We start from the raw sequence: 20,510 nt of genomic DNA, 5'->3' as shown, positions 1-20,510 counted from the left end.
GCAGTCAGCCCCGTCAGACCTGGAACACGCGCATCGCCGCCGGGAAGATCAGGAAGACCAGGAAGCCCGCGCACAGCAGCAGCTGGGCGACCAGCATCGACTGCGACTTCTCGCCCGCGCTGCCCTCGATCTCGGAGAGTTCGCGGTGCCGCATCGTCTCGGCGCGCGAGGCGAGCGACTCGCGCACCTTCGCGCCGTCGTCCGCGACCAGCGCCAACGAGGCCGAGAGGTCCTTCAGTTCTTCCACGCCCAGCTCCTCGCCGAGCGAGCCGAGCGCCTGCCACTGGCTGATGCCGGTGATCCGGGCGTCGGCGAGCGCGTTGCGGATGCGCTGCGTCGCCCAGCCGTCGGAGACCTCGGCGGCGGCCATCAGCGCCTCGGGAAGACCCCGGCCGCCGGCCAGGCTCATCGCCACCAGGTCCAGATACGCGCCGATCACGCGCCGCAGGTCACGCCGCTTGTCCGCCGCGTCCCGCCGTACCTCCACGTCCGGGAGGAAGAAGAAGACGAGCGCGAAGAGCAGCGCCAGCCAGACCGGGATGATCGGACTGCTGCCGAAGCCGAGCGTCCAGACGATGGCGAAGAGGAACGGGCCGAAGAACAGGCCCGCCGCGGCCAGCAGGGCCTTCGTCGCGAGGAACTTCTCCCAACTCCGGTCCAGGACCGCCAGGTCGGCCCGCAGCGAGCGCTGTTCCCAGCCCTGCTGCAGATAGAACTCGGCGACACGGGCGCCCACTTGGGCCCGTACGCTGCCGAGCCTGCCGGCCTCCTGCTGGGCGTGGTGCGCGGACTCGTACGCCGCCCCGCGCGCCCGCATCGCGTCGATGCGCGCGACCTGCGCGACCGCGCTGCGCTTCGACGGCATGAGGGCGCGTACGAGGGCGTAGATCCCGAGGCCCAGTACGGCACCGATCAGGATCGGCATGGTCAGGTTCATCGGCGTACCCCCTCATCCGGTGCGGACTGCGCGGGCGTACGAGGACGCACGAACTGCACCGACGACTCGTCGCGCACCAGGAACCGCTCCGGCGTCTCGATGGTGGACAGCTTGCGCAGCCACCAGAAGCCGAGCGCGAACAGGCCGCAGACACAGGCGAGTACGAGCTGTCCGACCGCCGTGCCGTACGGCTTGACGAACTCGCGGTTGAAGATCGACAGACCGAGCACGAAGGCGATGGAGACGGCGACGACGATCTGGACCGAGCGCCGGGTCGAGGCGCGCTGGGCCATCACGCGCTGCCGCATGTCGACCTCCTCGCGCGCCGACTTGGCGAGCGCGCCGAGCACCTGGCGCAGACCCGGGCCGCGCAGCCGGGCGTTGAGGATGAGCGCGGCGACGATGATGTCCGCCGACGCGTCATTGATCTCGTCGGCCAGCTGCTGCAGGGCCTCGGGCAGCGGCGTACGGGAACGCAGCCGGTCCACGAGAGCGTCGAGATGCGGCCGCAGTACAGGGGCGGAGGCGCGCGCGGAGGCGGGGATGGCCTGCTCCAGGCCGACCGCGCCCGCGATCGTGTCGCGCAGCGACTCGGTCCAGGAGGCCAGCGCCTCCACGCGGCGCATGGCGGCCCGCTCCTCCGAGGCGCCGCCGAAGAGCTTGTCCCAGAAGAAGACGAGGACACCGGCGGCGATACCGGCGACCGCCCAGCGGGTGAGGAGCAGGACGACGAGTCCGGCGATGGCGGCGATCGAACCGCGCTGCCCGGCGAACCGGATCAGCTCATTGGCCCGTTCGCTGGCTTTCTGCTTCTCGTGCTCGGGCTTGGCGGGCAGTCCGCGCACGGCGACGGCGAACAGCGCGAGGCCGCCGCCGACGGCGACACCGGACGCGAGCGCGTACAGGACGGTCGTGGAGAACAGCCCGCCCATGGAACCGAGCGAGTCGAGCGCGGCGAGAGAAGTCGTATCCGTCATGCGATGATCAGCCCCAATTCCCGCCGCCGGGCAGCCGGTAGCCCTGTGCGACGAGGTCGTCGAGGCAGGCGATCGGCGCGTGCGGGACGATCCGGCCGTCCGGGGCCTCGGCGAACACCTCGCTGGACAGCACGCGTCCGTCGACGCCGTTGACCTCGCGGACGGAGGTGACCATGCGCTGGAGGCGGCCGCCCGACTCGTAGTTGTTGCGCCGCTGGATGAAGACGACGAAGTTCACCGCGCCCGCTATGAGCATCTGGCTGGCCTCGATGGGCAGCCGCTCGTTCGCCTGGAGCGCGTACGTGGAAATACGGTTGAAGACCTCGCTGGAGCTGTTCGCGTGGATCGTGGACAGCGAGCCGTCGTTGCCCTGCGACATCGCGTTGAGCATGGTCACGATCTCGTCGCCGAGGACCTCACCGACGATGACGCGGGAGGGGTTCATACGGAGCGACCGGCGCACCAACTCGGCCATGGAGATGGTGCCTTGCCCCTCGGAGTTGGGCAGCCGCTCCTCGAACGCCACCACATTCGGGTGGAGGTCGGCGAAGGTGTCGAGACCGAGCTCCAGTGCGCGCTCGACAGTGATGAGGCGCTCGTGCGGCGGGATCTCGTTGGCGAGCGCGCGCAGCAGCGTCGTCTTACCGGCGTTGGTCGCGCCCGCGATCATGATGTTCTTACGGGCCCGGACCGCGCATGCGAGGAAGTGGGCCACCTCTGGCGTGATCGTCCCATTGCCGACGAGGTCCGAGACGAAAACCTTGCCCATGCGTGCCCGACGAATGGACAGCGCGGGCCGGCGCGTCACGTCCATGACGGCGGAGAGCCGTGACCCGTCGGGCAGCCGCAGGTCGAGCTGGGGATTGGCGGAGTCGAATGGCCGGGAGGAGAGGCCGGAGTACGCACCGAGGATCTGGATGAGCTCGATCAGCTCTTCGTCGGTCTCGGCGACGGGATCACCCTTCTCCTCCCGCCCGTCCGCGTATCCGATGAAGACCTGGTCGTACCCGTTGATGTCGATGTTCTCGACTTCGGGGTTGTCGAGCAGCGGCTGGAGGCGCCCCACGCCGAAGAGGGCGGCGTGCACGGCGGCCGCGTACTGCTCCTCGGTCTCGGCGTCGAGGGGGGTGCGACCGAGGTTGATCTCGGTACGGGCGTAGTCCTCGAGTATCTGGGCGATGACGGCTCGCGCGTAGTGCCGCTCGTCCTCGTTGGACATCGGCGTGACGCCACGGACCTGGTCCTCACGGCGCTGCTCGGCGATACGGTCACCGGCGTCCTGCCGGAACCGCTTGACCAACTGGTGGTCGACGGCCGTCATCGTCCGGCTCCCGCGGCGGGCTGACCGTGATGGCCACCGCCGGCCGGTACGGCCCAGGCGGCGCCGTACTGCTGGTACAGGTCCGCGGTGACCTTGCGGGCCGAGCGGATGAGCAGCGACTTGTCGAGCCGCCCTCGCTTGCGCCCGGCCAACTGGTCGGCGCCGGCCGGGTCGTCGGCGAGCGTGCCCACCACCCGCGCACCGGTCTGCGCGGCCACCAGCATGTCGTTGACCTGGTGGACCAGCTTGGCGGAGTCGCTCGGGTCGGCGATGAGGATGACGCCGATGAGCGGCGTGGCGAGGGTGGCGGCGCCGCGGTGGCCACCGTGCAGCTTGGCGGAGAGCGCGGCGGCGCGATCACGTACGCGGGCGATGGACTCCGGCTCGGTGCGGGCGATCAGCAGCACGAGGGCGGCCTGGGAGAACATCTCGGCAGCGGGGGTGTCACCGCTGATCCGCCCGCAGTCGGCGATGACGTCGGCGGGCGCGTGCGGCGAGTCGGCGAGCTGGGCGAAGGCCCGCCCCAGCGTGGGCCACAGCCCGGCGAGCCCGGTGGCCTGCTCGGCGACACCGAGCCCGACGAGGACTTCGAGCCCACCGCTCAACGGCTGGACGTGATCCCACAGTTGATCGGGCACGAGCCCGCGCCGCGCGGTAGCCGCTATCGACAGCATGCCGGTGTTGGGATTCAGCGGACCGCCGTGGGCCGCCGCGCTCCGGTACACGAGATCGCCGCCGGCGGGGTCCGTCTCGGCGAGCAGGACCCTGCGGGGCCAGACCGCGGACAGGGCCACCGCGGCGGTGGTGACGCCGGGGGAACCCTTGTCCGCGGCGAGGGCGATGAGCGCCATTTCTCTTTACTCACTCGCCTTTAGTTGCCGGGGACCAGAACGACGGAGACCTCGCCCGCGGCGGCGGCCGCGGTGAGGGCCGGCACATCGCTCTGGTCGACGAGCAGGGTGATGGAGAGATTGCCGGTGCTCACCGTGGCATCGCTGTCGTCGCTCTTGGTGTTGACGCGCGCGTTCTCCACGAGCAGCGAGTTGCTGCTGCCCGACGTACCGGACGAACCGGTCTTGTCGGAGCTGCTGCTGTTGTCGCCGACGCGGTAGGCGGACACGATGTCGCCCGGCTTGATGTCGGCCGGGTACTGGCCTTCCTTGAGGGCGAGGCCTACGGAGGCCTTGCCCGCGGGGAGGGTGCTCTTACCGGCGAACATGTCGCCGATGACGACGGTCCCCTTGTAGATGGTGGACTTCGCCTTCAGCTTCTTGAGAGCGCCGAGCTGGCTCCACTTGACGTAGTGGATGCTGGCGTCGTCCGCGACCATGACCGAGGTCGTATTGCTGGTGTTGACGGACTCTCCGGCCTGGATGTCCTGCGTCACCTTGACGACCTCGACACGATCCCCGGCGCGCAGCACCAGCATCGTCGCGCCCAGCGCGCCGACGAGGATCAGGAGCACCGCGAGAGCGGCGAGCGCGGGTTTGCGCTCGCGAGGCGGCGCGGGAAGGCGCTCACCCATCGCCGGCTGGGCCGACGCAGCGGAACGGTGGTTGCCCGCCCCCGTACGCTCTTGGATCTTCACGCAACCGCTCCCCGTACACCCAAGAAGATTTCTGCCAATTCACATGCCAATTGGGACACTTCACCTCGGTACGCCCGAGCCGGACGTACCACCCGACCTGGCCAAATAGCCAGCGCTGAAGCGAGTGTCAAGCCATGGCACCGTATCAGCCGCACATAAGCCCCTCAAGGCGCGCCAAGGCTCGTGAACCTCACGGGACTCGACGTTATCCACGCGCAACGGGGGCTGGGTGGTTCCCTGTTGGGGGCGGGGATCTGATGGGTGGAGGGTGCTGTGCGGGCGCGAATCCGCCGGGATCCAGACCTGGGGGTTCGTCACGGGGTGTGCACCAGGCCTGCACGAGGTGTTTACGGGTGCGGTGAGCGGAGATGGTGATCTTTCAGTCACACGGGTGACGGGGCCTACTGGCCGAGGTGGTGTCATCCAACGGCAGATAGTGCACCTGGCCGTTCAGAACCGTCACAGCGCCGAATGATGCTCTACGAAGTCGGCGATCGCCTCGGGAGGATTGGCCGCCTCGGTTGCTTCCGCCTCCCAGCCGGGACGGTCCATGTCGAACAGCACGATCGGTGCCGGTCGTCCGAGGGTCCGTTCGAGGTGGCCGTCGGCCCGCAGGTGGCGGGCGGCATCGATACAGATGTCGTCGAAGCGCAGCACGAGTTCGTCGTCGCGGGCGTCCCGCTCGTCCTCGGCGAGCGCGTCCTCATCCTCGTACCAGAGTCCTTCTGCCCTCGCCTCGGCCAGGTGCAGGGCGCTGCCGACCGGGTCCTCGGGCACATGGCCGACCATCTCGAACCCCTCGAGGAGCCAGTACGCGTACTCCCACCGTGCCGTCCCCTCGTACGAGCACTCCTGCTCCAGGACCCGACGGACCTCGCTCTCGGTGTTGTAGCCGACAGCCACGTACGGATAGCGGGGGTCCTGGCCCACGCGCCAGATACGGAACGAGACGACGTAGATCTCGGGCCGCAGCACCTCGGGAAAGCTGTCCAGGATGCGTACGGCCTCCTTCAGCACGTGGTCCCGGAAGCCCGCCGCCCGGGCTTCGTCGCCCATGTCAGAACCCCCACGGGTCGGGATGTGGAACCAGGCCCGGATCCTCCGACCACACCAGCCGCGCCTCCAACAGATCCCCCAGCAGGCCGCTCAGAAGCTCGACCGCCCAGCCGTTCCAGCACACAGCCGTCGGAAACCCCATCGAACGGAACGCCGGGACATCAGCCGGCAGCGCCTCCGGTCTGAAGACCGACTGCTGCACCCTGCCCAGCCGGTCCGGCGGCGACGACCTCTCCATGTCCAGACAGTCCGCCACCTGCTCCACCAGATACAGCAGGTACTCGTCCGCCTCCGCCTTCTCGATCCGCACCGGCAACAGACGACCCGCCTTCTCCAGGTCGTCCCGCAGCAGATCCGCGATGCGGCGACTCAAGACCGGAGAGCTCGGGTCCCCGTTGGGAAACTCGCTCTTCGTCCACCGCGGGTGGCCTCCCCACTCGGCGGCGAACTCCTTGGGGTGGGCCCCTGTCGAACCACCCAGCTGCCAACGCATGAGGTCCACTGGTGAGTTGTCGAAATGAAGGATCTGGTACTCCCTCATGCTCGGCAGTAGGCGGTACACGGACAGAGGAGTTCGGCCTTCTTCGGTGGTCATCAGGGCCCTGCGTCGTTGTCGTCCAGTCAGTTCCTGAGGCGGGGGCAGTGCCGATCCGGCACTCATGTCCGAAGCTCCAGGACGCCGGCGTGGGGTGTCTCTGCTGGGTCCTCGTACCGGATCAGGCGCGCTTCGATGTCCTGGCCGTGCGGCTAAGAAGCCCCTGGCGGCTCAGAGGAATTCCGCGCGTACGCCCCGTGTACAGGTCGGCCCGCAAGGGCTTCGTCCAACTCATGCTGGAAGTGCTCGAAATTGGTCAGCGCGAACCAACCACACGGTTCTACTCGTTCGGGGATGATGTTGTCGTTTTCGTCGACATAGCCCTCGGTACTGGCGTCGTAGAAGCAGTGCTGCTTCAACAGGTGCGAGGCTTCCAGCTCCTCATGAGCGACAGTTCGGAAGTACCCCTTCTGCCACACCCAGTTCATCGTGAAGAACGGGGGCAACAGCAAGCGATCCGGCATCAGCGAGGTAAGATCCGGCTCCGGCGCGCTGGACGAGACGTCATAAATGTAGGCGAGGATACCGCCGGGAAACCGCCCCTGAGGCCCGCTCTCGCCAATTTTGACGATTCGACCGAAACGGTAGCTGGAGTCGTCCAGTTGAAGTGCGAACACGTCACCAACTTCATGCTGCCGACGCTGCCCCTTCATCCTCTGCAACGGCATAGTAGACACCGCCCCTTCTCGTGAGCCATGCGAAGTTACGCAAGAAATATTCTGCCATACCGCAAGGCCGTTCCATATATCAACCGTTTGGGAGATATGGAGTTGATCTGCGGGATGGAGACACCGTTCTTGATTCTACTGAACCCTGACGCTCGCACATCCTCGATCAGACCCTGCTCGATCGCTCGAGCCTGCCACTTCTTGAGGCCGGTTGCCCCTCTCACCTCCTGCAGCCTCACGATCCCATAGTTCTTTGCAATATGCTGCCGTTCACGCCTGGCCAGCTTATTGGTTATCCCGGCATAGATCTTGTTTCCCTGAGCATCCAGTCCATGGTAGACGGAGTAACCTCCTTGGTTGTTCCGAGCCTTCCACAACCTGAGGGCGATTACCTTGGCGCAAGGTGCCAGCCCCAGCGCATCGAGCCAGGACAGCGGGTTCCGCACATATCCGTGGTGATTGTCCTCCGGCAGCAGACCCAACGGGTCCGGAGAGGTGTACTGAGCTGTCTGCGGATCGTAGTAGCGGTAGAAGTTGTAGTGCCAGCCGCTCTCAGAATCGTAGTACTGGCCGGGAAACCGCAGCGGGCAGTCCGTCTCCACAACGGTCGTCCCGGCATCCTCTCCCCAAAGCGTGGTCCTGGCCTGCCACGCAATTTCCCCGTCTTCGGAAATAAGCTCGGTGGGAGTTCCGACCAGGTTAGTGATGATCGCATAGAAGCGTTGGTCGTAATCTTCCTGATCAGGAGTACGATTGATCTGAAGGAGCGGGCTGTGCGTGCCGGGCTCGTATTCCCACGTCCGCACATCACCGCCATCCGACTCCTCCTCCGCCAGAGCCTCTCCGTCCCAGTCGAAGAAGCAGATTTCTACGGCCGTATCATCGTCGTCGATACGCTTCTTCGATATGCGGCGGCCAAGCGGGTCGTAGCTGTAGCGCCAATGGGATCCATCGGGCGCGAAGAGGTCGGTGAGTCGATTCTCCGGGTTCCACCTATACGTCCATACCTTGCGGATTCCAGAAAGCGTCCTTTTGATACGGCGGATGACACGGCCCTGTTTGTCGTGTTCGTATCTGGAGCCGCCGGCCCGGCGAACCAGTGTCCCGCTCGTCTCCCGCTTATCGGTAAGCAGGCCCTCCGCGCCCGACACGGCGGCACTCGCAACGTTCCCGACCGCGTCGTAGGCGTATCGCTCTTGCCACTGAGGCCCCGACACCGACGTCACTCGGCCGACGGCATCCAGTTGGAACCGGTGTGTTCCCGTTCCGGGTTCGTCGATGGTTGAGACGTTGCCACCCGACGCGTAGGAGAACCCGCGTCGCCACAGAGTCGAAGCACCCCTCGGGCCCTGCGTCAGGATCTCCTGGTCCCTCAAATAGCCCGCATGACGCCAGGACTGAGAGAGGATGGCCCGTTGCCCAAGCTGTCGTCGTACTTCCCGGCCCCCAGTGTCGTACTCGAACCCAAGGGTGTAGCCATGCGCCTTGAGCCTGACGGGACGATCCTCAGAGTCGTATGTCCATTGGGACACCACCCCGGATGGAGTGACTCGCTCAATACGGCGCCCCAGCAAGTCGTAGACGGACGTGACGGTGCGTCCGTTGATGGACTCGTAGACGATGCGTCCCATCGCATCTCGCCGAAGCTCAACTTCGGCGTTGGCGTTACGAGCCCATACGAGTTGGCCGCCGGCGTCGTGCCTAAAAGTGGAGACGCTGCCGTCGGAGAAGCGATGCTCGACCGCGTTGCCCAATAGGTCGTAGGAATACTCGAGAGCCTCGCCGCTCTCGTCCGCCCGGCGAGTCAGCTGGCCGGCAGCGTCATAGCGGTACGTCAGATCGGTGCCGTTGAAGTCACGTTCCGCGACGAGGCGTCCCGCCTCGTCGAAGTCGTAGGTCCAGGTGCGGTCCTGCGCGTTGGTGACGCACCGCAGTTGCTGTTCGGTGTCGTAGTCGAACTTGTAGTGGGTCCCGTCAGCGTTGATACGCACACGCGGCAGATCGAACGGACCGATATCATGAAGCGTGGTAGCGCCGGAGGGATCCCGGTGAGCAATCTCATTTCCTTCAGCGTCGTATTCCCAGCTTTCACGCGATCCGTCCGGATCCTCGGTATAGGCCTGGAGTCCCTCAACCGTCCAGCCCATGCGAGTGACTTGCCCCGCCGGATCCCGGAGCTCGACAACTCGTCCGAATGCATCACGCACACACCGAGTAGTGCTCCCCATCGAATCCGTCAGCTCAAGAGGGAGACCGGCCGCGTCGGTGGTGAGCGTACGTGTGTGTCCCAACGGGTCTGTGTGTGTTGCGAGTCGGCCACCTGGAGCGTACGTGTACCGGGTGATCGCGCCACTGGGATCCACGGCCTCGGCAAGATTGCCCTTGCTGTCATAACTCTGGCTCCACCTCGCTCCGTCTGCTTCCACCACCGTGACGGGGAGCCCGAGTTCGCCGAATTCAGTCGTGGTGACCGAACCGTCCGGGAGCCGCATCCGGGTAAGTCGCCCTGCGGCGTCGTAGTCGAACTCTGTAAGACGGCCAAGCGGATCGGTGAGTGTGAGCAAACTGTCGTAGCGGTTCCAGGTTCGGTGAGTCGTGTTGCCCAGGGGGTCGGTCTCAACGACGAGTTGGTACGAGTCGTTGAACTGATAGCGACTCGTGTGACCCAATGAATTGACGGCAGTTGTCGTGCCGGATTCGTCGTCGTACACGTAGGTGTAGTCAAGAATTCCGTTGATACCACGCGAAGCGACACATTTGCCCATGTCGTCGTACATGTATCGATACCACGTACCGATACGGTCGTCCCAACCGGTGATGCGACGCTGATCGTCGTAGGCGAGCTTCAGAGGCAGGCCGGAAGAGTTGTAGATCTCAGCGAGATTTCCCCGATCGTCATACGCGTAACGCATCACCGTCGGCTCGTCAGGATCACTGAGAAGGCGCAATTCCGTGATACGCCCGGAAGCACATGTCACACCGATGCGATAGCCGCCGTGATGGACCACCTCTGTCGGTGTCCCCTCGGCCGAGTACGTGATCGCAATGCTGTTCCCGTTACGATCGATAACCCCTGCCAGCATCAGCTCTGCGGGTGCCCCGCTGGGCAGCGACACGAACTGAAGCGTTTGGCCCGTTTCAGGCCTATGGACGGTGATCGGCCCACTGCGCGTGCCGTCCCATTCCATCGGCCATCGCGGCCCCTCGACAGGAAGAACTGGTACGTCTGGCTCGGGAACCGGGTAGGAGAGCACCATTCCGTCGTCATTGACGAACCGGACCCCCGTCGCGTCGAGCAGCAGACGCTGGTCCAGAGTGGAAGACCAACTCGGCCCGAAGAAGCGGCCGGATCGCAGACCGGTGCGATGGTGCCTCTCAAGGACAACGGGCAGCACGCCTGGAAGGGTCAGGTCGGTTTCCGACATGACCATTTGTCCTGTGGATATGTCGATCGGGTCACCGCAAGTGAAGAGCTTCTTCATTTGGCGCCCGAACGAGCGGGTGCTCTTACCGAGTCCCTTCATGCCGAGAGCCATGCCCTTGAGGCCCGTCTTGCCGAGGCCCTTCATGCCCTTGGCGAGTTTGCCGAGGCTCGTGAGGCCCTTGCCGCCGGGTATGCAGTCCAGCGCCGCGAACGCCACATCCCACAGGGAGGCCTGGCCCTTCGCGTACTTGTTGAGGGTGTCCGCAAGGACGACGAGCGCGGCGACCAGGACGATGGCGCCGAGGATCGGCCCGCCGATGATCATTGCGATGATGCCGACCACCGCGACGACGACCTTGCAGACCGCGACGATGGTGTCCCAGTTGTCGGAGAACCAGTCCCCGACTTCCTCCCACCACTTGCGATTGTGGATCCCCGCGTCCGAGGCCTCGTCGATCTTGTCCTTGGCGGTCTTCGCGGCCTCTTCCCGCATCTTGCGGGCGTCCTCGGCCATCTTCTTCGCCGCGTCCAACGCGCCGTTCGCAGCCGTGACATCCGACTGGGCCGAAGTCTGCGCCGACTTGGCGTGCTGCGCGTCCCGGGTGGCGGCCCGCACCTTCGCCTCGTCCGGCTTCTCGGTGTCCTTGCTGCCGGTGGGGTCGTCCTTGTACTTGTCCGCTTCCTTGTTGGCCTTCGTCACCCACGAATCGGCCGACGACAGACGGGACTTGGCCGAGGAGAGGTCCGACTGCGCCTCACGGCCCTTCGCCAGGGCCTTGTCCGCCAGCGCCTGCGCGCGCTCCAGCTTGGGCCAGTAGTCAGTGAGGGCATCCCCCGCCATCTCGTACGACTTCTTCAGCTTCTTCAGCTGCTTCGGCACACCCGAGAACTCGTCCTGGAACGCCTTCGCGGACTTGCCCGCCCACTTCAGGACCGCGTCCTCGTCCGCCATCCCCTTGATCAGGCGGAGCGCGTCCCCAACGTCATCGGCGAAGTCATGCAGGTTCTTGGCCAGATGACGGACCCGGTCCGGATCACCTGGCGTCGGGTCCTTGTCCAGGTCCAGGACATGCCAGTCCCCCGGCCGATTTCCCGCCATGCCGCAACCCCCGTGACAGCAACACCATCAGCAACATCCGTACGCATGAGCGAAGTTACTGGATTTGCGCGAGTCACGAAAGAAAGAACGCCGGGACTACTCCGCGAAGCGGAACGTCGACGTGATCGCGTCGAAGATGTCGAAGAACGAGTCGGCGAGGTCGAGGACTTGGCTACTGCCGGCGACCAGGGCGACCTTGCCTTCCTGCCCCGGCACGGGGATGAACGTCTGCATGAGTACGGCGCGGATGGTGCGGTTGAGGGAGTCGTCGGGTACGGCGATGTCCTCAATGCCGTACGTGCGCGCGGCGGGGCCGACGCCGGGAATGTCGACGGTGGTCACCTTGCGCCAGGCGTCGCCCTCCTTCTTGGCCTCGCGCACGGCGAGCTGGCCCGCGATGGTGGCCGGGTCCGTGGAGAGGGGCTCGCCGGTCTGCGAGCGGCCGCCGACGATCGACACGGTGACCGAGCCGGTGATCGGGGTGTCACCGCCGAAGGTCTCCGCCATGCAGCCGCAGTACAGGGCGCCGGACTTCCAGGCGTCGGCCGCGGACTTCTGCAGGAACGCGGTGTAGGTGTCACGGTATTTGGCCAACTCCGGGCGCTGCTGGACCCGTTCGTTCACCATCCGCCGTATGGAGTCGTCACGCGATTCGGGCCGTACGTCGAACTCCCACCATGTCTCCGGCACCTTGATCCGAAAACCACCGCGCTCGATGGTGAGCGTCTCCATGTAGCGAGCCATGGCGTGTCCCCCCGTCCGTCCCTCTGTTCGTTCCCCTGTTCGGCTCGGGTCAGCCTACGAGGTGGGTGAGCGTGCGGAGTGCCAGGCGCTCTTCTCGTCCGACGGGCTATCGTCCTTTGCTTCCGCCATCGTCCGGTCGGCCGCCCCACTGGACCGCCGTGAGCCGACCACAACCGAGGAGTCCCCCCACATGAAGCGCACCGCCCTGGCCGCCGCATCCGCGCTGTCCCTCGCCGCCGTACTCACCGCGTGCGGTGGCTCGGACCAGGGCACCGACAGCAACAGCAAGCCCGAGAAGACGACGGCCTCGCCGGCCAAGACGCTCAGCCCGGCGGAGCAGGTCGCGCGGCTCATGGTCACCAAGGCCGAGGCCGGCGGCTACTCCGTCAGGAAGCCCAGCGCCGGTGACTCCCTCGCCGAGACCCAGGACGAGATGAACGTCGACAAGGCCGCCTGCACCCCACTGGCCTACGCGATGAACGAACTCCCTGTCGGCACCTCGGAAGCCTCACTCACGCGCGTCGCCGACAAGTCCACGGGCATGCTCACGTACATCACCCTTTCCACCTACGCGGACGGCAAGGCGGCGACCGCCATGAAGGACCTCACCACGGCGGCCGACTCCTGCGGCAGTGGCTTCACGGCGAAGTCGAACAGCGGCAGCACCACGTACGACTCCGTGACCGTGGAGACCGCCCCCTCGGGCAGCGATGAGTCCCTGGCCACCGCCGCCACCTTCAAGTTCCGGGGCCTCACCCAGACCATCCGCACCCAGACGTTCCGCTTCGGCGACACCATCGCCAGCTACTTCACACTGGACAGCAGCGCGTTCATGAACGCCCACCTCGGCAAGGCCAAGATCCCGGCCGATCTCGTGAAGGCGCAGAACTCGAAGCTGGGATGAGGCAGGGCAGTGAGTGACGAGGCGTAGTCACCCGCCTCCTCTATGAGCGGCGGTGGCTTCACGCATCCTGCGCCGCATTTCGGCGGACTCCTCGTCCGTCACGTAGTGCCCGAAGTGATCCGCGAGAAGAGCGCGGGTGCGCTCGGCCCGCTCCTTGAGCTGCTCGGGCGTGAGCGCCTGGGCGGCGAAATCCTGCATACCGCGAGTATGTGCGGTGCAGGCTGCGCCCACTCACGGTTCACCTGATTCCGGCACAAGCGAGCGCTACTCCTGGTCGTCGTCCGCGGGCTCGTCGGCTTGGGGGTACGCGACGAAGGTGCCCTTCGCGGGGAGGGTGACGACGAGGCCGCGTTCGCGCAGCTCGCGGACTGCGCGACGGGCAGTCAGGTACGCAACTCCGTACTCCGCGCCAAGATCCCGCTCACCGGGCAGCCGTGCTCCTGGCCTCAGCTCACCCGAAGCGATCCGGGCGGCAATGTGGTCGGCTAGCTGCATGTAGACGTACGCGATCTTGTTGGGATCGATCGGCGAATCGTCTGGGTCTACTGCCATACCAGCCACCGTAAAACAGCGCTGAGCTGCAGCAATAGACGTAATGCTGTGCACTGCTATGCACTGACATGCGTAGCAATGTAGGCTGATTTGCAGGAAGACCCCGGCGACGGATTGCGGCCGTCCCGGGGCATGGCCAACGCTGCTCTAGGAGCGTCAACATGCTGGACCTTACTCTCCGATTCCTGGCGTGGATGCTGAGCATCTGCACCCCACACCCCCGCGGCCGCCACCGCCTTGGAGCTGCCCCTCCGCTGCGGATCAGGCCACTCCCGCCGCCCCGCTTCACCGAGCTCCTCGACGGCAGTGCATCCCGTCTCGTACGCCCCTACGTCCTGAGCCCCGCCGAACACCGCCGCCAGCGCGAACGACGCCGAGCCCTCTACCTGGCGACCCTCGGCATCGACACCGGCCCGGACCGCATCCACGGCGTGCGCGTACCGGCGGCCGTCCGATGACGCGCCCCGCGCTGCGGATGTGCGCTCGCTGCGAGCGCACGACGGACGAACCGGTCCTGGTCCATGAGGTCCACGCGGCGACGGGCCCTGGCTTCAACGTCTACGCGTGCCCGGAGTGCGCGAACCATTACCCACCCCTCACGGACACCCAGGAACTCCTCGAAGCCGCCCCGCGACCATCCCGGATGACGATCCGCGTCTACAAGATCACCACCGAGGGCGCGGCCACCCAGGACCACGGAGAAGTCCACACCTGGACCGGCAGCCGTATCGACCCCACTCCACAGACCGCAGCCTTCCCGCCCTGCGCCTGCCCGAAGTGCCGCTTCCCCCAACCGTCCCGATAGCTGCCGCGAAGACGGGCAGGATCATCTGGCCCCGGACACTCCCCGAGCGTCCGGGGCCGAGCGCGTCTCCAAGCGGACACGATCAAGGCACAGTACCCGACCGATTTGCGCAACTAGATTCGCAATTACCCGCATCCTGAAGGAAGTTCAGCCTGGCGAAACCGTCAGCCCCACCGATACCGTCATTGCTCTTGACTGCATCTCTGTCCCACGGGGAGTCCACTGTGAAGCGCCGCTCTTTGCCCGTTGCTGCCGCGCTCGCCGCGACCGCAGCCCTGCTGCTGACGGCGTGCGGCGGCGGGGGCGACAAGTCCAGCGACAATGACAAGATCGCGGGGGCCGATCAGGGGGACACCGCGTCGGCTTCGCCGAGTGCGAGCCCGTCGGACAGCATCAACCGTCCCGACCTGACGCTGCCGGGCGACATCACGGAGACCTTCCAGGGCTGGAAGACCGGCGACGCGACCAAAGACGCAATCCTGGCTGATGCCGGTCGCGCCCAGACGGCTGTCACGTACGCCGTCGTCAAGGGTGACCCCAAGTCCGAGGCGCTCTCCTTCTACCAGGCCGGTACGGCCCTGCCCGGCAGCCAGGACTGGGTGAAAACAATCGTCGACTCCGGCTCCACGTTCACTGGCGCGGTCCGGTACTACTCGCCCAATCTCGAAGTGTTCGACAAGAAATCCGCGGGCCTTTCCTACTGCTCCGACGAGAGCAAGGCATTCAACAAGAACCGGAAGACGCAGAAGATCGACAAGACGCCTGCGACAAACGACTCGTACGTGCTCTACAGCACTCGCCTGGAAAAGACCGAGAAGGGCATCTGGCAGACCACCAAGCTTGTATCGGAACGGGGGAACAAGACATGCACGCCTTGACGAGGCGGCGCAACAGATGGCTGGTCGTCGGCGCCGTCACGGGAGTCTGCGTTCTGATTCCGGGCACAGCGATGGCCGGTTGGGGTCCCGGGGGCAAGTCGAACGGCGGGACCACGGAGGCCGGCGGCGGCCAGTCCGGCACGGACATCGTGTCGATGGTCCGCTACAGCGGCAGCTCCAAGGGCAGCGGTAGCGGCGGCAAGGGGAACGTCACCCCGGTGGGCGACTGGACTCCCCCCGCCTGCTGGTACGAGCCGCGCACGGCCGAGGACTTCCAGAAGTACGTCGAGAACATGTACACCGAGACCATCAACTACCCGGGGCAGCACAGCTACGCGAAGACGGCCGTCGGGCAGTTCCGGGAGATGTACAAAGACGGCAAGTACAAGAACTACAACCTCGACAAGGCCGATGAGGGTACGTGGTGGGTTGCTGTCCAGGACCCCGACCGCTGGATGGAACCCGCGGCGCAGCTCTGCAACGAGATGCCGTTCTGGGTCGTGAACGGCGACACCCCCAAGGTCCCCAACGCCGTCACCCCGCAGGTCCTCGCGGAACTGGCGTACAACAGGCTGCAGCTTCCCGAGACGGAAGTCACTCTCGCGCCCGAGGACATCACCAAGGTGAATCTCGCGACGTGGGGCTGGCTGGACAAGGCCACATTCAAGGCGGTCGATGTGACCGCGCAGATCAATGTGGGCGGCCTCAACATTCAGGCCACCACGACGGCCAAGCCCATCGCCCTCAAGCTGGAGCCGGGCACGAAGGACGCGGAGACCTACCCTGCCTCCGGGGAGTGCCGGTTCGGTGACGACGGCTCGATCGGTGAGCCGTACGCCAAAGGCAAGGCCGACGAGACCCCGCCCTGCGGCATCAAGTACCTGCGATCCTCCGGCGACGGCAAGTTCGCGCTCAAGGCGACCGTCACCTGGGAGATCACCTGGACCGGCACTGGCAACCCGCAGCCGACGAAGCTGCCGAACGGCACCTTCGGCGCCACCCAGAACGTCACCGTCCAGGAAGTCCAGGCCGTCAACCGCAGCTGACCCGAAGCAACCAGCCCCGAACTCCGACTCCAGGCCACCGATCCCCCAGGAAACCCGGACCACGACATGAGTGACCTGCGCCTCGAAGACACCATTTTCGAGGATCTGAAGAAGACCTTCTCCAGCATCAGCGACCGTATGGAGACAACCCGCCGCACCCTCAAGGGCACCGACGCCTCGGCCGTCGGCGAGAGCAAGCTCGTCGAGGACGTACAGGACTTCGCCGACGACTGGGGCTACGGAATTAAGCAGCTCGGCAAGCACACCCACGGCGCGGTCAAGATGATCAACAAGATCGGCGACTCCTTCAGCAAGCTCGACCTGGATCTCGCCGAATCGCTCAAGGCCCCGAAGAAGAAGGGCAAGTGACGTGGCCGGCAAGCGCCCCGCCTTCCCGCACATAGGCTGGGATCCCACCCCGGGCGACGTGGAGGACACGCGCGACCTCGCCAAGAAGCTCGGCGGGCTGGCAAGCGAGCTGGGGACAGCCCTGAAGGAGCTGGAGCGGATCGAATGCGGGGCGTGGAAAGGCAAGACCGCGCTCGCCTTCACCGAGTACATCGGCAAGGACGTCACCCCTCTCATCCGCAAGAGCCACGACTCCTTCGACAAGGCGTCGCGCGCCCTGCATCGATGGGCCGGGGAGCTGAAGGACTTCCAGGACGAGGCCGACCGGCTGGAGAAGACCGCCGGCGAGAAGCTCGAAGCCAAGGACAAGGCCGAGCAGAAGGCCGAGGGCAAGGGGAGCGAGGAGCTCGGCAAGGCCTCCGGCGCGGTGGACAAGGTCACCAGCGACGTCCACGACCTCGAGGACCGCTACAAGAAGGCTGCCCACCTCATCAGCAAGGAGCTCGACAAGGCGGCGGACATCGCGCCGGACGAGCCGGGATTCTGGGACAAGTTGGGGCATGGGATCGCGGATGCGTGGGACGCCACCGGTCAGTGGATCAAGGACCACGCCGATCTGATCGCCTTCATCGGCGACCTGCTGAGCGATCTCACCGCGATTCTGGGGTTGCTGGCCATCATCACCATCCCCTTCGAGCCCCTCGGTGCCATCTTCGGTGCTGCGGCTCTCCTCACCAGTGGTCTCGCTCTGTTGACTCACTCCATAGCCAAAGCGGCCGGCGCGGACGTCAGCTGGATGGAGATCGGCACGGACGCACTCGGGCTTCTGCCCGGCATCGGCCTGTTCGGCAAGGGTGTCAAGGTGGCGACCAAGGCGACAGCTGTCGAGCGGGCGGCGATGTTCGGCAAGGGAATGGAGGGCGCGGAGCTGGCAGCAGGGGCGCGCAATCTCTTCGCCACCGGCGAGCTGGCGACGAAGGTAGAAGGTGGGCTCAGCCTGTTGGGCAAGCGAGTCGTGCTGGGTGGATCCTTCAAGGAGATCGGTTTCATCAGCTCAGAGTCCGGAAAGATGAACCGACTCGCGGGACTCGCCGAAGCGGGCTATCACCAGGGCCAGTGGATCGGAACGAAGGGGTTGAAGCTCATCAGCGGCGGTAAGTTGGCCTTCAACCCGGAAAAGCCCTTGGGCATCGCCATCGACGCCGCAGGCAAGATCGGTCCGAAGATCAGCACCATAACGCAGCACGTCGGAGAAGCGATCAACCCCGGCGATCGCTTCCACGACGCAGCCACCTCACACTGAAGGCACCATACGGATGGCTACTTGGCAACCCTCTCCCGGCGAGACCCTCCTGGCGCGCACCCCGGGCTGCTTCGCCACAGGTACGGCTACCGCGGTGGCCGGGATGCGCTGGTTCCGAGACACAGAACGCAACGACATCCAGCACGACCTCGTCGGATGGCCCGAGGGCCCGGTCTTCACCATCCGTTCGAAGGCCGAACGGCGGACTCGGGCAGCCGGCGGTTTCGCGGGCCGCGCTCTCGGTCTCGTCGTCATGGGTGCGGTGGAGGCGCTGGCCGCTGCCGGGAGCGTCGGCAGCAGTCCCCGGGGTGCCGGCCGCGCACAGAACCACGCGAACGAGGTCGACGACTTCCCCGTCATGTGGGCGGATCCCGGCACTCTCGCGCGCACGCTCCCATGGCAGCTCGACCCGGGCCGGTGCCCCGAGCACTACAGAACCCATGTCGTTGTTACCGACCGCCGCGTACTCGTACTCGGTTTCCCCGACGACGACACCACTCAGGATGAAGTGCTCTGGGAAACGGACCGGGACACGGTCGCGGATGTCCAGCGCCTAACGTTCAGCAAGGTGGGCGTGGAGGCGAAGATCACCTTTGTAGACGGCTCGTGGTGCAGGCTCGCCCCGCCAGAGGCCAACGACCACTGGGAGGTCGTACGCCATCTCGCCTACCCCTCCAAGCTCATCGCTCCCGAAGCGCTGACTCCCGGTCAGCGAGAGACGGTGACGGCCTTCCAGGCGGAACGCGCTGCATTCGACACCGTGGTGACCCGGCGCCCCAGCGGCAACTTCACGATCGAGGTGACCTCCGGACTGGTTCCCGACCCGCGTGTGGGCACTGATCCGCGGCTCAAACTCATGGGTCCGAACGGTGAGCACGTGAACTTCAAGCCAGGCGACCTCTGACCGGAACGGCTCCGCATGACCACCCCCACCACCATCGTCCCGCCCCCGCCCTCCGACGGGTCCGACATTCCGCCTCTCTGGTTCACCGTCCCCGAGGGTCTCTTCGCCCTCCCCATAGCCCCCACTCCAGAGGGACGCACCGCCCTGGCCCACGGGTTCGTACGCGAGCTCTACTCGGAGGGCGACGAGTCTGTCTGGACCCCGGCGGCCCCCTATTACGCCGCGATCGCCGAATACATGGCCGCCGAAGGTGTTTCGTACTCCGCCATGGGGCTCTTCTCCACCGAGGAAGGCGGTGTTGCCCAGTGCGCTTTTACCGTGGCAGCCGTCGAGACCGACCAGAAGGATCCGGAGATCGCCGCGCAGGGCACGCTCTCGATTCTCTCCAAGGACCCGCTCAACGATGCCCGTTGGCTGGATTTGCCCTGTGGTCCTGCGGTCTCCTGCATCACTCTGCGCGAGTTCACTCTTGATCCGTCGGTAACGGCCAGCGGCGAGCAGGCCAAGCTCCTGACCGGGCAGATCCAGATCTATGTCCCCTTCCCGACGGGCCCGTACACGGCAGTCTTCACGCTCTACACGGCGTCAACGGAGTACTGGGGCGAATTCTGCGACATGGTCGCGGCGATCCTCCAGACCGTCTCCTTCGTCGAGCCGGAGGACTGAAGGGCCGTGGATGAACCCACCAGTGGGCTGGACCGGATACACGACACCTGGCCGCATCGCACGCCTCTCGGCGCCACCTGGCGAGGCGTCACCGTCCTTTCGTTCACGGTCGTCGCCGTGGCCGCCAGCGCGTGGCTCGGTTCCAAACTCGTCCAGTACGACGACCGGGCAGTGACCATTCCTACGGGCCCGGTCGCCGTGGTGGTGGGCGCTTTGGTCGGTGCGTGGCTCCGCGCGCGGAACGGCTTCCTGGGATTTGCGATGATCGGCAGTCTGGTGGCAGCCCAGTCTGCTGCCTACCTCTTGCACGACGGCTACGTCTCGCTCCAACGCCCGTACCTCGCGCACTCCTCTTGGGCGACCTACGAAGCCTCCTTGCTGGCCCTCGGCTCGGCCGCCGTGCTCGTCGCCATCGTCTGGGGAACCCTCAGTGGCTATCGCCGTCCTCGGCCGTTCCAGGACAAGAAACGGCCAGAGCCGGACGGGCCCGCTGAGGCCGAGGAGACCGACTCGGCCTGATCAAAGCCCGAGCCGGATCTCGTCCCATTTCGCCAGAGCGAACAGCTAAGTAGAGTGCGGCGAATGAAAGCGCAGGAGCCGCACTCGGCCCTCACGCCCCATCGCAGTCGCGGCCGTAACGGAAGCCGCGTCGGTCCGTGTACTCGAATGCGTGTAATCCCCGCGCTGGTGTCCCT

Annotated in this window: 22 protein-coding genes; 10 read left to right on the top strand and 12 right to left on the bottom strand. The window is 65.9% G+C overall.

Annotation, left to right across the window (positions count from 1 at the left end):
• Positions 1 to 13 precede the first annotated feature (13 nt).
• The 10 genes from AB5J53_RS28065 to AB5J53_RS28020 all read right to left on the bottom strand — a co-directional run bounded on the left by AB5J53_RS28065 (position 14) and on the right by AB5J53_RS28020 (position 12,409).
• The gene (locus tag AB5J53_RS28065; RefSeq protein ID WP_369248425.1) at positions 14 to 937 is read right to left on the bottom strand and encodes a type II secretion system F family protein; all 924 of its coding nucleotides are present in this window, start codon (positions 935 to 937) and stop codon (positions 14 to 16) included.
• Complete coding sequence (locus tag AB5J53_RS28060) at positions 934 to 1,914, bottom strand: type II secretion system F family protein (RefSeq protein WP_369248424.1); 981 nt, start codon at positions 1,912 to 1,914, stop codon at positions 934 to 936. The genes AB5J53_RS28065 and AB5J53_RS28060 overlap by 4 nt, the downstream gene beginning before the upstream one ends.
• A 7-nt stretch (positions 1,915 to 1,921) precedes the next feature.
• Positions 1,922 to 3,235, bottom strand: a complete 1,314-nt coding sequence (locus AB5J53_RS28055) for a CpaF family protein (protein ID WP_369248423.1) — start codon at positions 3,233 to 3,235, stop codon at positions 1,922 to 1,924.
• A complete protein-coding gene (locus AB5J53_RS28050; protein WP_369248422.1) occupies positions 3,232 to 4,086 on the bottom strand; it encodes a hypothetical protein in 855 nt (284 codons plus the stop codon). Before AB5J53_RS28050 ends, AB5J53_RS28055 begins: the two co-directional genes overlap by 4 nt.
• 20 nt (positions 4,087 to 4,106) lie before the next feature.
• Complete coding sequence (locus AB5J53_RS28045; RefSeq protein WP_369248421.1) at positions 4,107 to 4,823, bottom strand: hypothetical protein; 717 nt, start codon at positions 4,821 to 4,823, stop codon at positions 4,107 to 4,109.
• 459 nt (positions 4,824 to 5,282) lie between these two features.
• Positions 5,283 to 5,879 carry a hypothetical protein gene (locus AB5J53_RS28040; protein ID WP_369248420.1) on the bottom strand — a complete coding sequence of 199 codons (597 nt, stop codon included), beginning with the start codon at positions 5,877 to 5,879 and terminating at the stop codon, positions 5,283 to 5,285.
• A 1-nt stretch (position 5,880) separates the two neighbouring features.
• Entirely contained in the window at positions 5,881 to 6,420 is a 540-nt protein-coding gene (locus tag AB5J53_RS28035) for a hypothetical protein (protein WP_369248419.1), read from the bottom strand.
• A 206-nt stretch (positions 6,421 to 6,626) separates the two neighbouring features.
• Complete coding sequence (locus AB5J53_RS28030) at positions 6,627 to 7,142, bottom strand: immunity 26/phosphotriesterase HocA family protein (RefSeq protein ID WP_369248418.1); 516 nt, start codon at positions 7,140 to 7,142, stop codon at positions 6,627 to 6,629.
• Positions 7,143 to 7,177: 35 nt separating this feature from the next.
• On the bottom strand, positions 7,178 to 11,665 hold the full coding sequence (locus AB5J53_RS28025; RefSeq protein WP_369248417.1) for a DUF6531 domain-containing protein: 4,488 nt from the start codon (positions 11,663 to 11,665) through the stop codon (positions 7,178 to 7,180).
• A 96-nt stretch (positions 11,666 to 11,761) separates the two neighbouring features.
• Positions 11,762 to 12,409, bottom strand: a complete 648-nt coding sequence (locus AB5J53_RS28020) for a hypothetical protein (RefSeq protein WP_369248416.1) — start codon at positions 12,407 to 12,409, stop codon at positions 11,762 to 11,764.
• Between the two features lie 190 nt (positions 12,410 to 12,599).
• Here AB5J53_RS28020 and AB5J53_RS28015 point away from each other — a divergent pair, with 190 nt between their 5' ends.
• Positions 12,600 to 13,313: a hypothetical protein gene (locus AB5J53_RS28015; protein ID WP_369248415.1), complete on the top strand. Its 714-nt coding sequence runs from the start codon at positions 12,600 to 12,602 to the stop codon at positions 13,311 to 13,313.
• Between the two features lie 27 nt (positions 13,314 to 13,340).
• On the opposite strand, the gene AB5J53_RS28010 is transcribed toward AB5J53_RS28015, so the two are convergent.
• Positions 13,341 to 13,511 (bottom strand): hypothetical protein, encoded by a 171-nt coding sequence (locus tag AB5J53_RS28010; protein ID WP_369248414.1) that lies wholly within the window; start codon positions 13,509 to 13,511, stop codon positions 13,341 to 13,343.
• A gap of 66 nt (positions 13,512 to 13,577) precedes the next feature.
• Entirely contained in the window at positions 13,578 to 13,865 is a 288-nt protein-coding gene (locus tag AB5J53_RS28005; protein ID WP_369248413.1) for a GntR family transcriptional regulator, read from the bottom strand.
• A gap of 161 nt (positions 13,866 to 14,026) precedes the next feature.
• On the opposite strand from AB5J53_RS28005, the gene AB5J53_RS28000 reads away from it, so the two are divergent.
• The 9 genes from AB5J53_RS28000 (at position 14,027) to AB5J53_RS27960 (ending at position 20,334) form a co-directional block, all read left to right on the top strand.
• The gene (locus tag AB5J53_RS28000; RefSeq protein WP_369248412.1) at positions 14,027 to 14,323 is read left to right on the top strand and encodes a hypothetical protein; all 297 of its coding nucleotides are present in this window, start codon (positions 14,027 to 14,029) and stop codon (positions 14,321 to 14,323) included.
• Entirely contained in the window at positions 14,320 to 14,670 is a 351-nt protein-coding gene (locus tag AB5J53_RS27995; protein WP_369248411.1) for a hypothetical protein, read from the top strand. The genes AB5J53_RS28000 and AB5J53_RS27995 overlap by 4 nt, the downstream gene beginning before the upstream one ends.
• Positions 14,671 to 14,861: 191 nt before the next feature.
• Positions 14,862 to 15,548, top strand: coding sequence for a hypothetical protein (locus AB5J53_RS27990; RefSeq protein ID WP_369248410.1), 687 nt, complete (start codon positions 14,862 to 14,864; stop codon positions 15,546 to 15,548).
• Positions 15,536 to 16,594: a hypothetical protein gene (locus AB5J53_RS27985; RefSeq protein WP_369248409.1), complete on the top strand. Its 1,059-nt coding sequence runs from the start codon at positions 15,536 to 15,538 to the stop codon at positions 16,592 to 16,594. The genes AB5J53_RS27990 and AB5J53_RS27985 overlap by 13 nt, the downstream gene beginning before the upstream one ends.
• 66 nt (positions 16,595 to 16,660) lie before the next feature.
• Positions 16,661 to 16,963 (top strand): hypothetical protein, encoded by a 303-nt coding sequence (locus AB5J53_RS27980; RefSeq protein WP_369248408.1) that lies wholly within the window; start codon positions 16,661 to 16,663, stop codon positions 16,961 to 16,963.
• Position 16,964: 1 nt separating this feature from the next.
• On the top strand, positions 16,965 to 18,245 hold the full coding sequence (locus tag AB5J53_RS27975) for an enoyl-CoA hydratase/isomerase family protein (protein WP_369248407.1): 1,281 nt from the start codon (positions 16,965 to 16,967) through the stop codon (positions 18,243 to 18,245).
• 13 nt (positions 18,246 to 18,258) lie between these two features.
• On the top strand, positions 18,259 to 19,149 hold the full coding sequence (locus tag AB5J53_RS27970) for a hypothetical protein (RefSeq protein WP_369248406.1): 891 nt from the start codon (positions 18,259 to 18,261) through the stop codon (positions 19,147 to 19,149).
• 15 nt (positions 19,150 to 19,164) lie between these two features.
• On the top strand, positions 19,165 to 19,815 hold the full coding sequence (locus tag AB5J53_RS27965) for a hypothetical protein (RefSeq protein WP_369248405.1): 651 nt from the start codon (positions 19,165 to 19,167) through the stop codon (positions 19,813 to 19,815).
• A 6-nt stretch (positions 19,816 to 19,821) separates the two neighbouring features.
• Entirely contained in the window at positions 19,822 to 20,334 is a 513-nt protein-coding gene (locus AB5J53_RS27960) for a hypothetical protein (protein WP_369248404.1), read from the top strand.
• Positions 20,335 to 20,510 lie beyond the last annotated feature (176 nt).

Source organism: Streptomyces sp. R41, from assembly GCF_041053055.1.
Lineage (GTDB): Bacteria > Actinomycetota > Actinomycetes > Streptomycetales > Streptomycetaceae > Streptomyces.
This window is presented reverse-complemented; position numbering and strand designations above follow the sequence as displayed.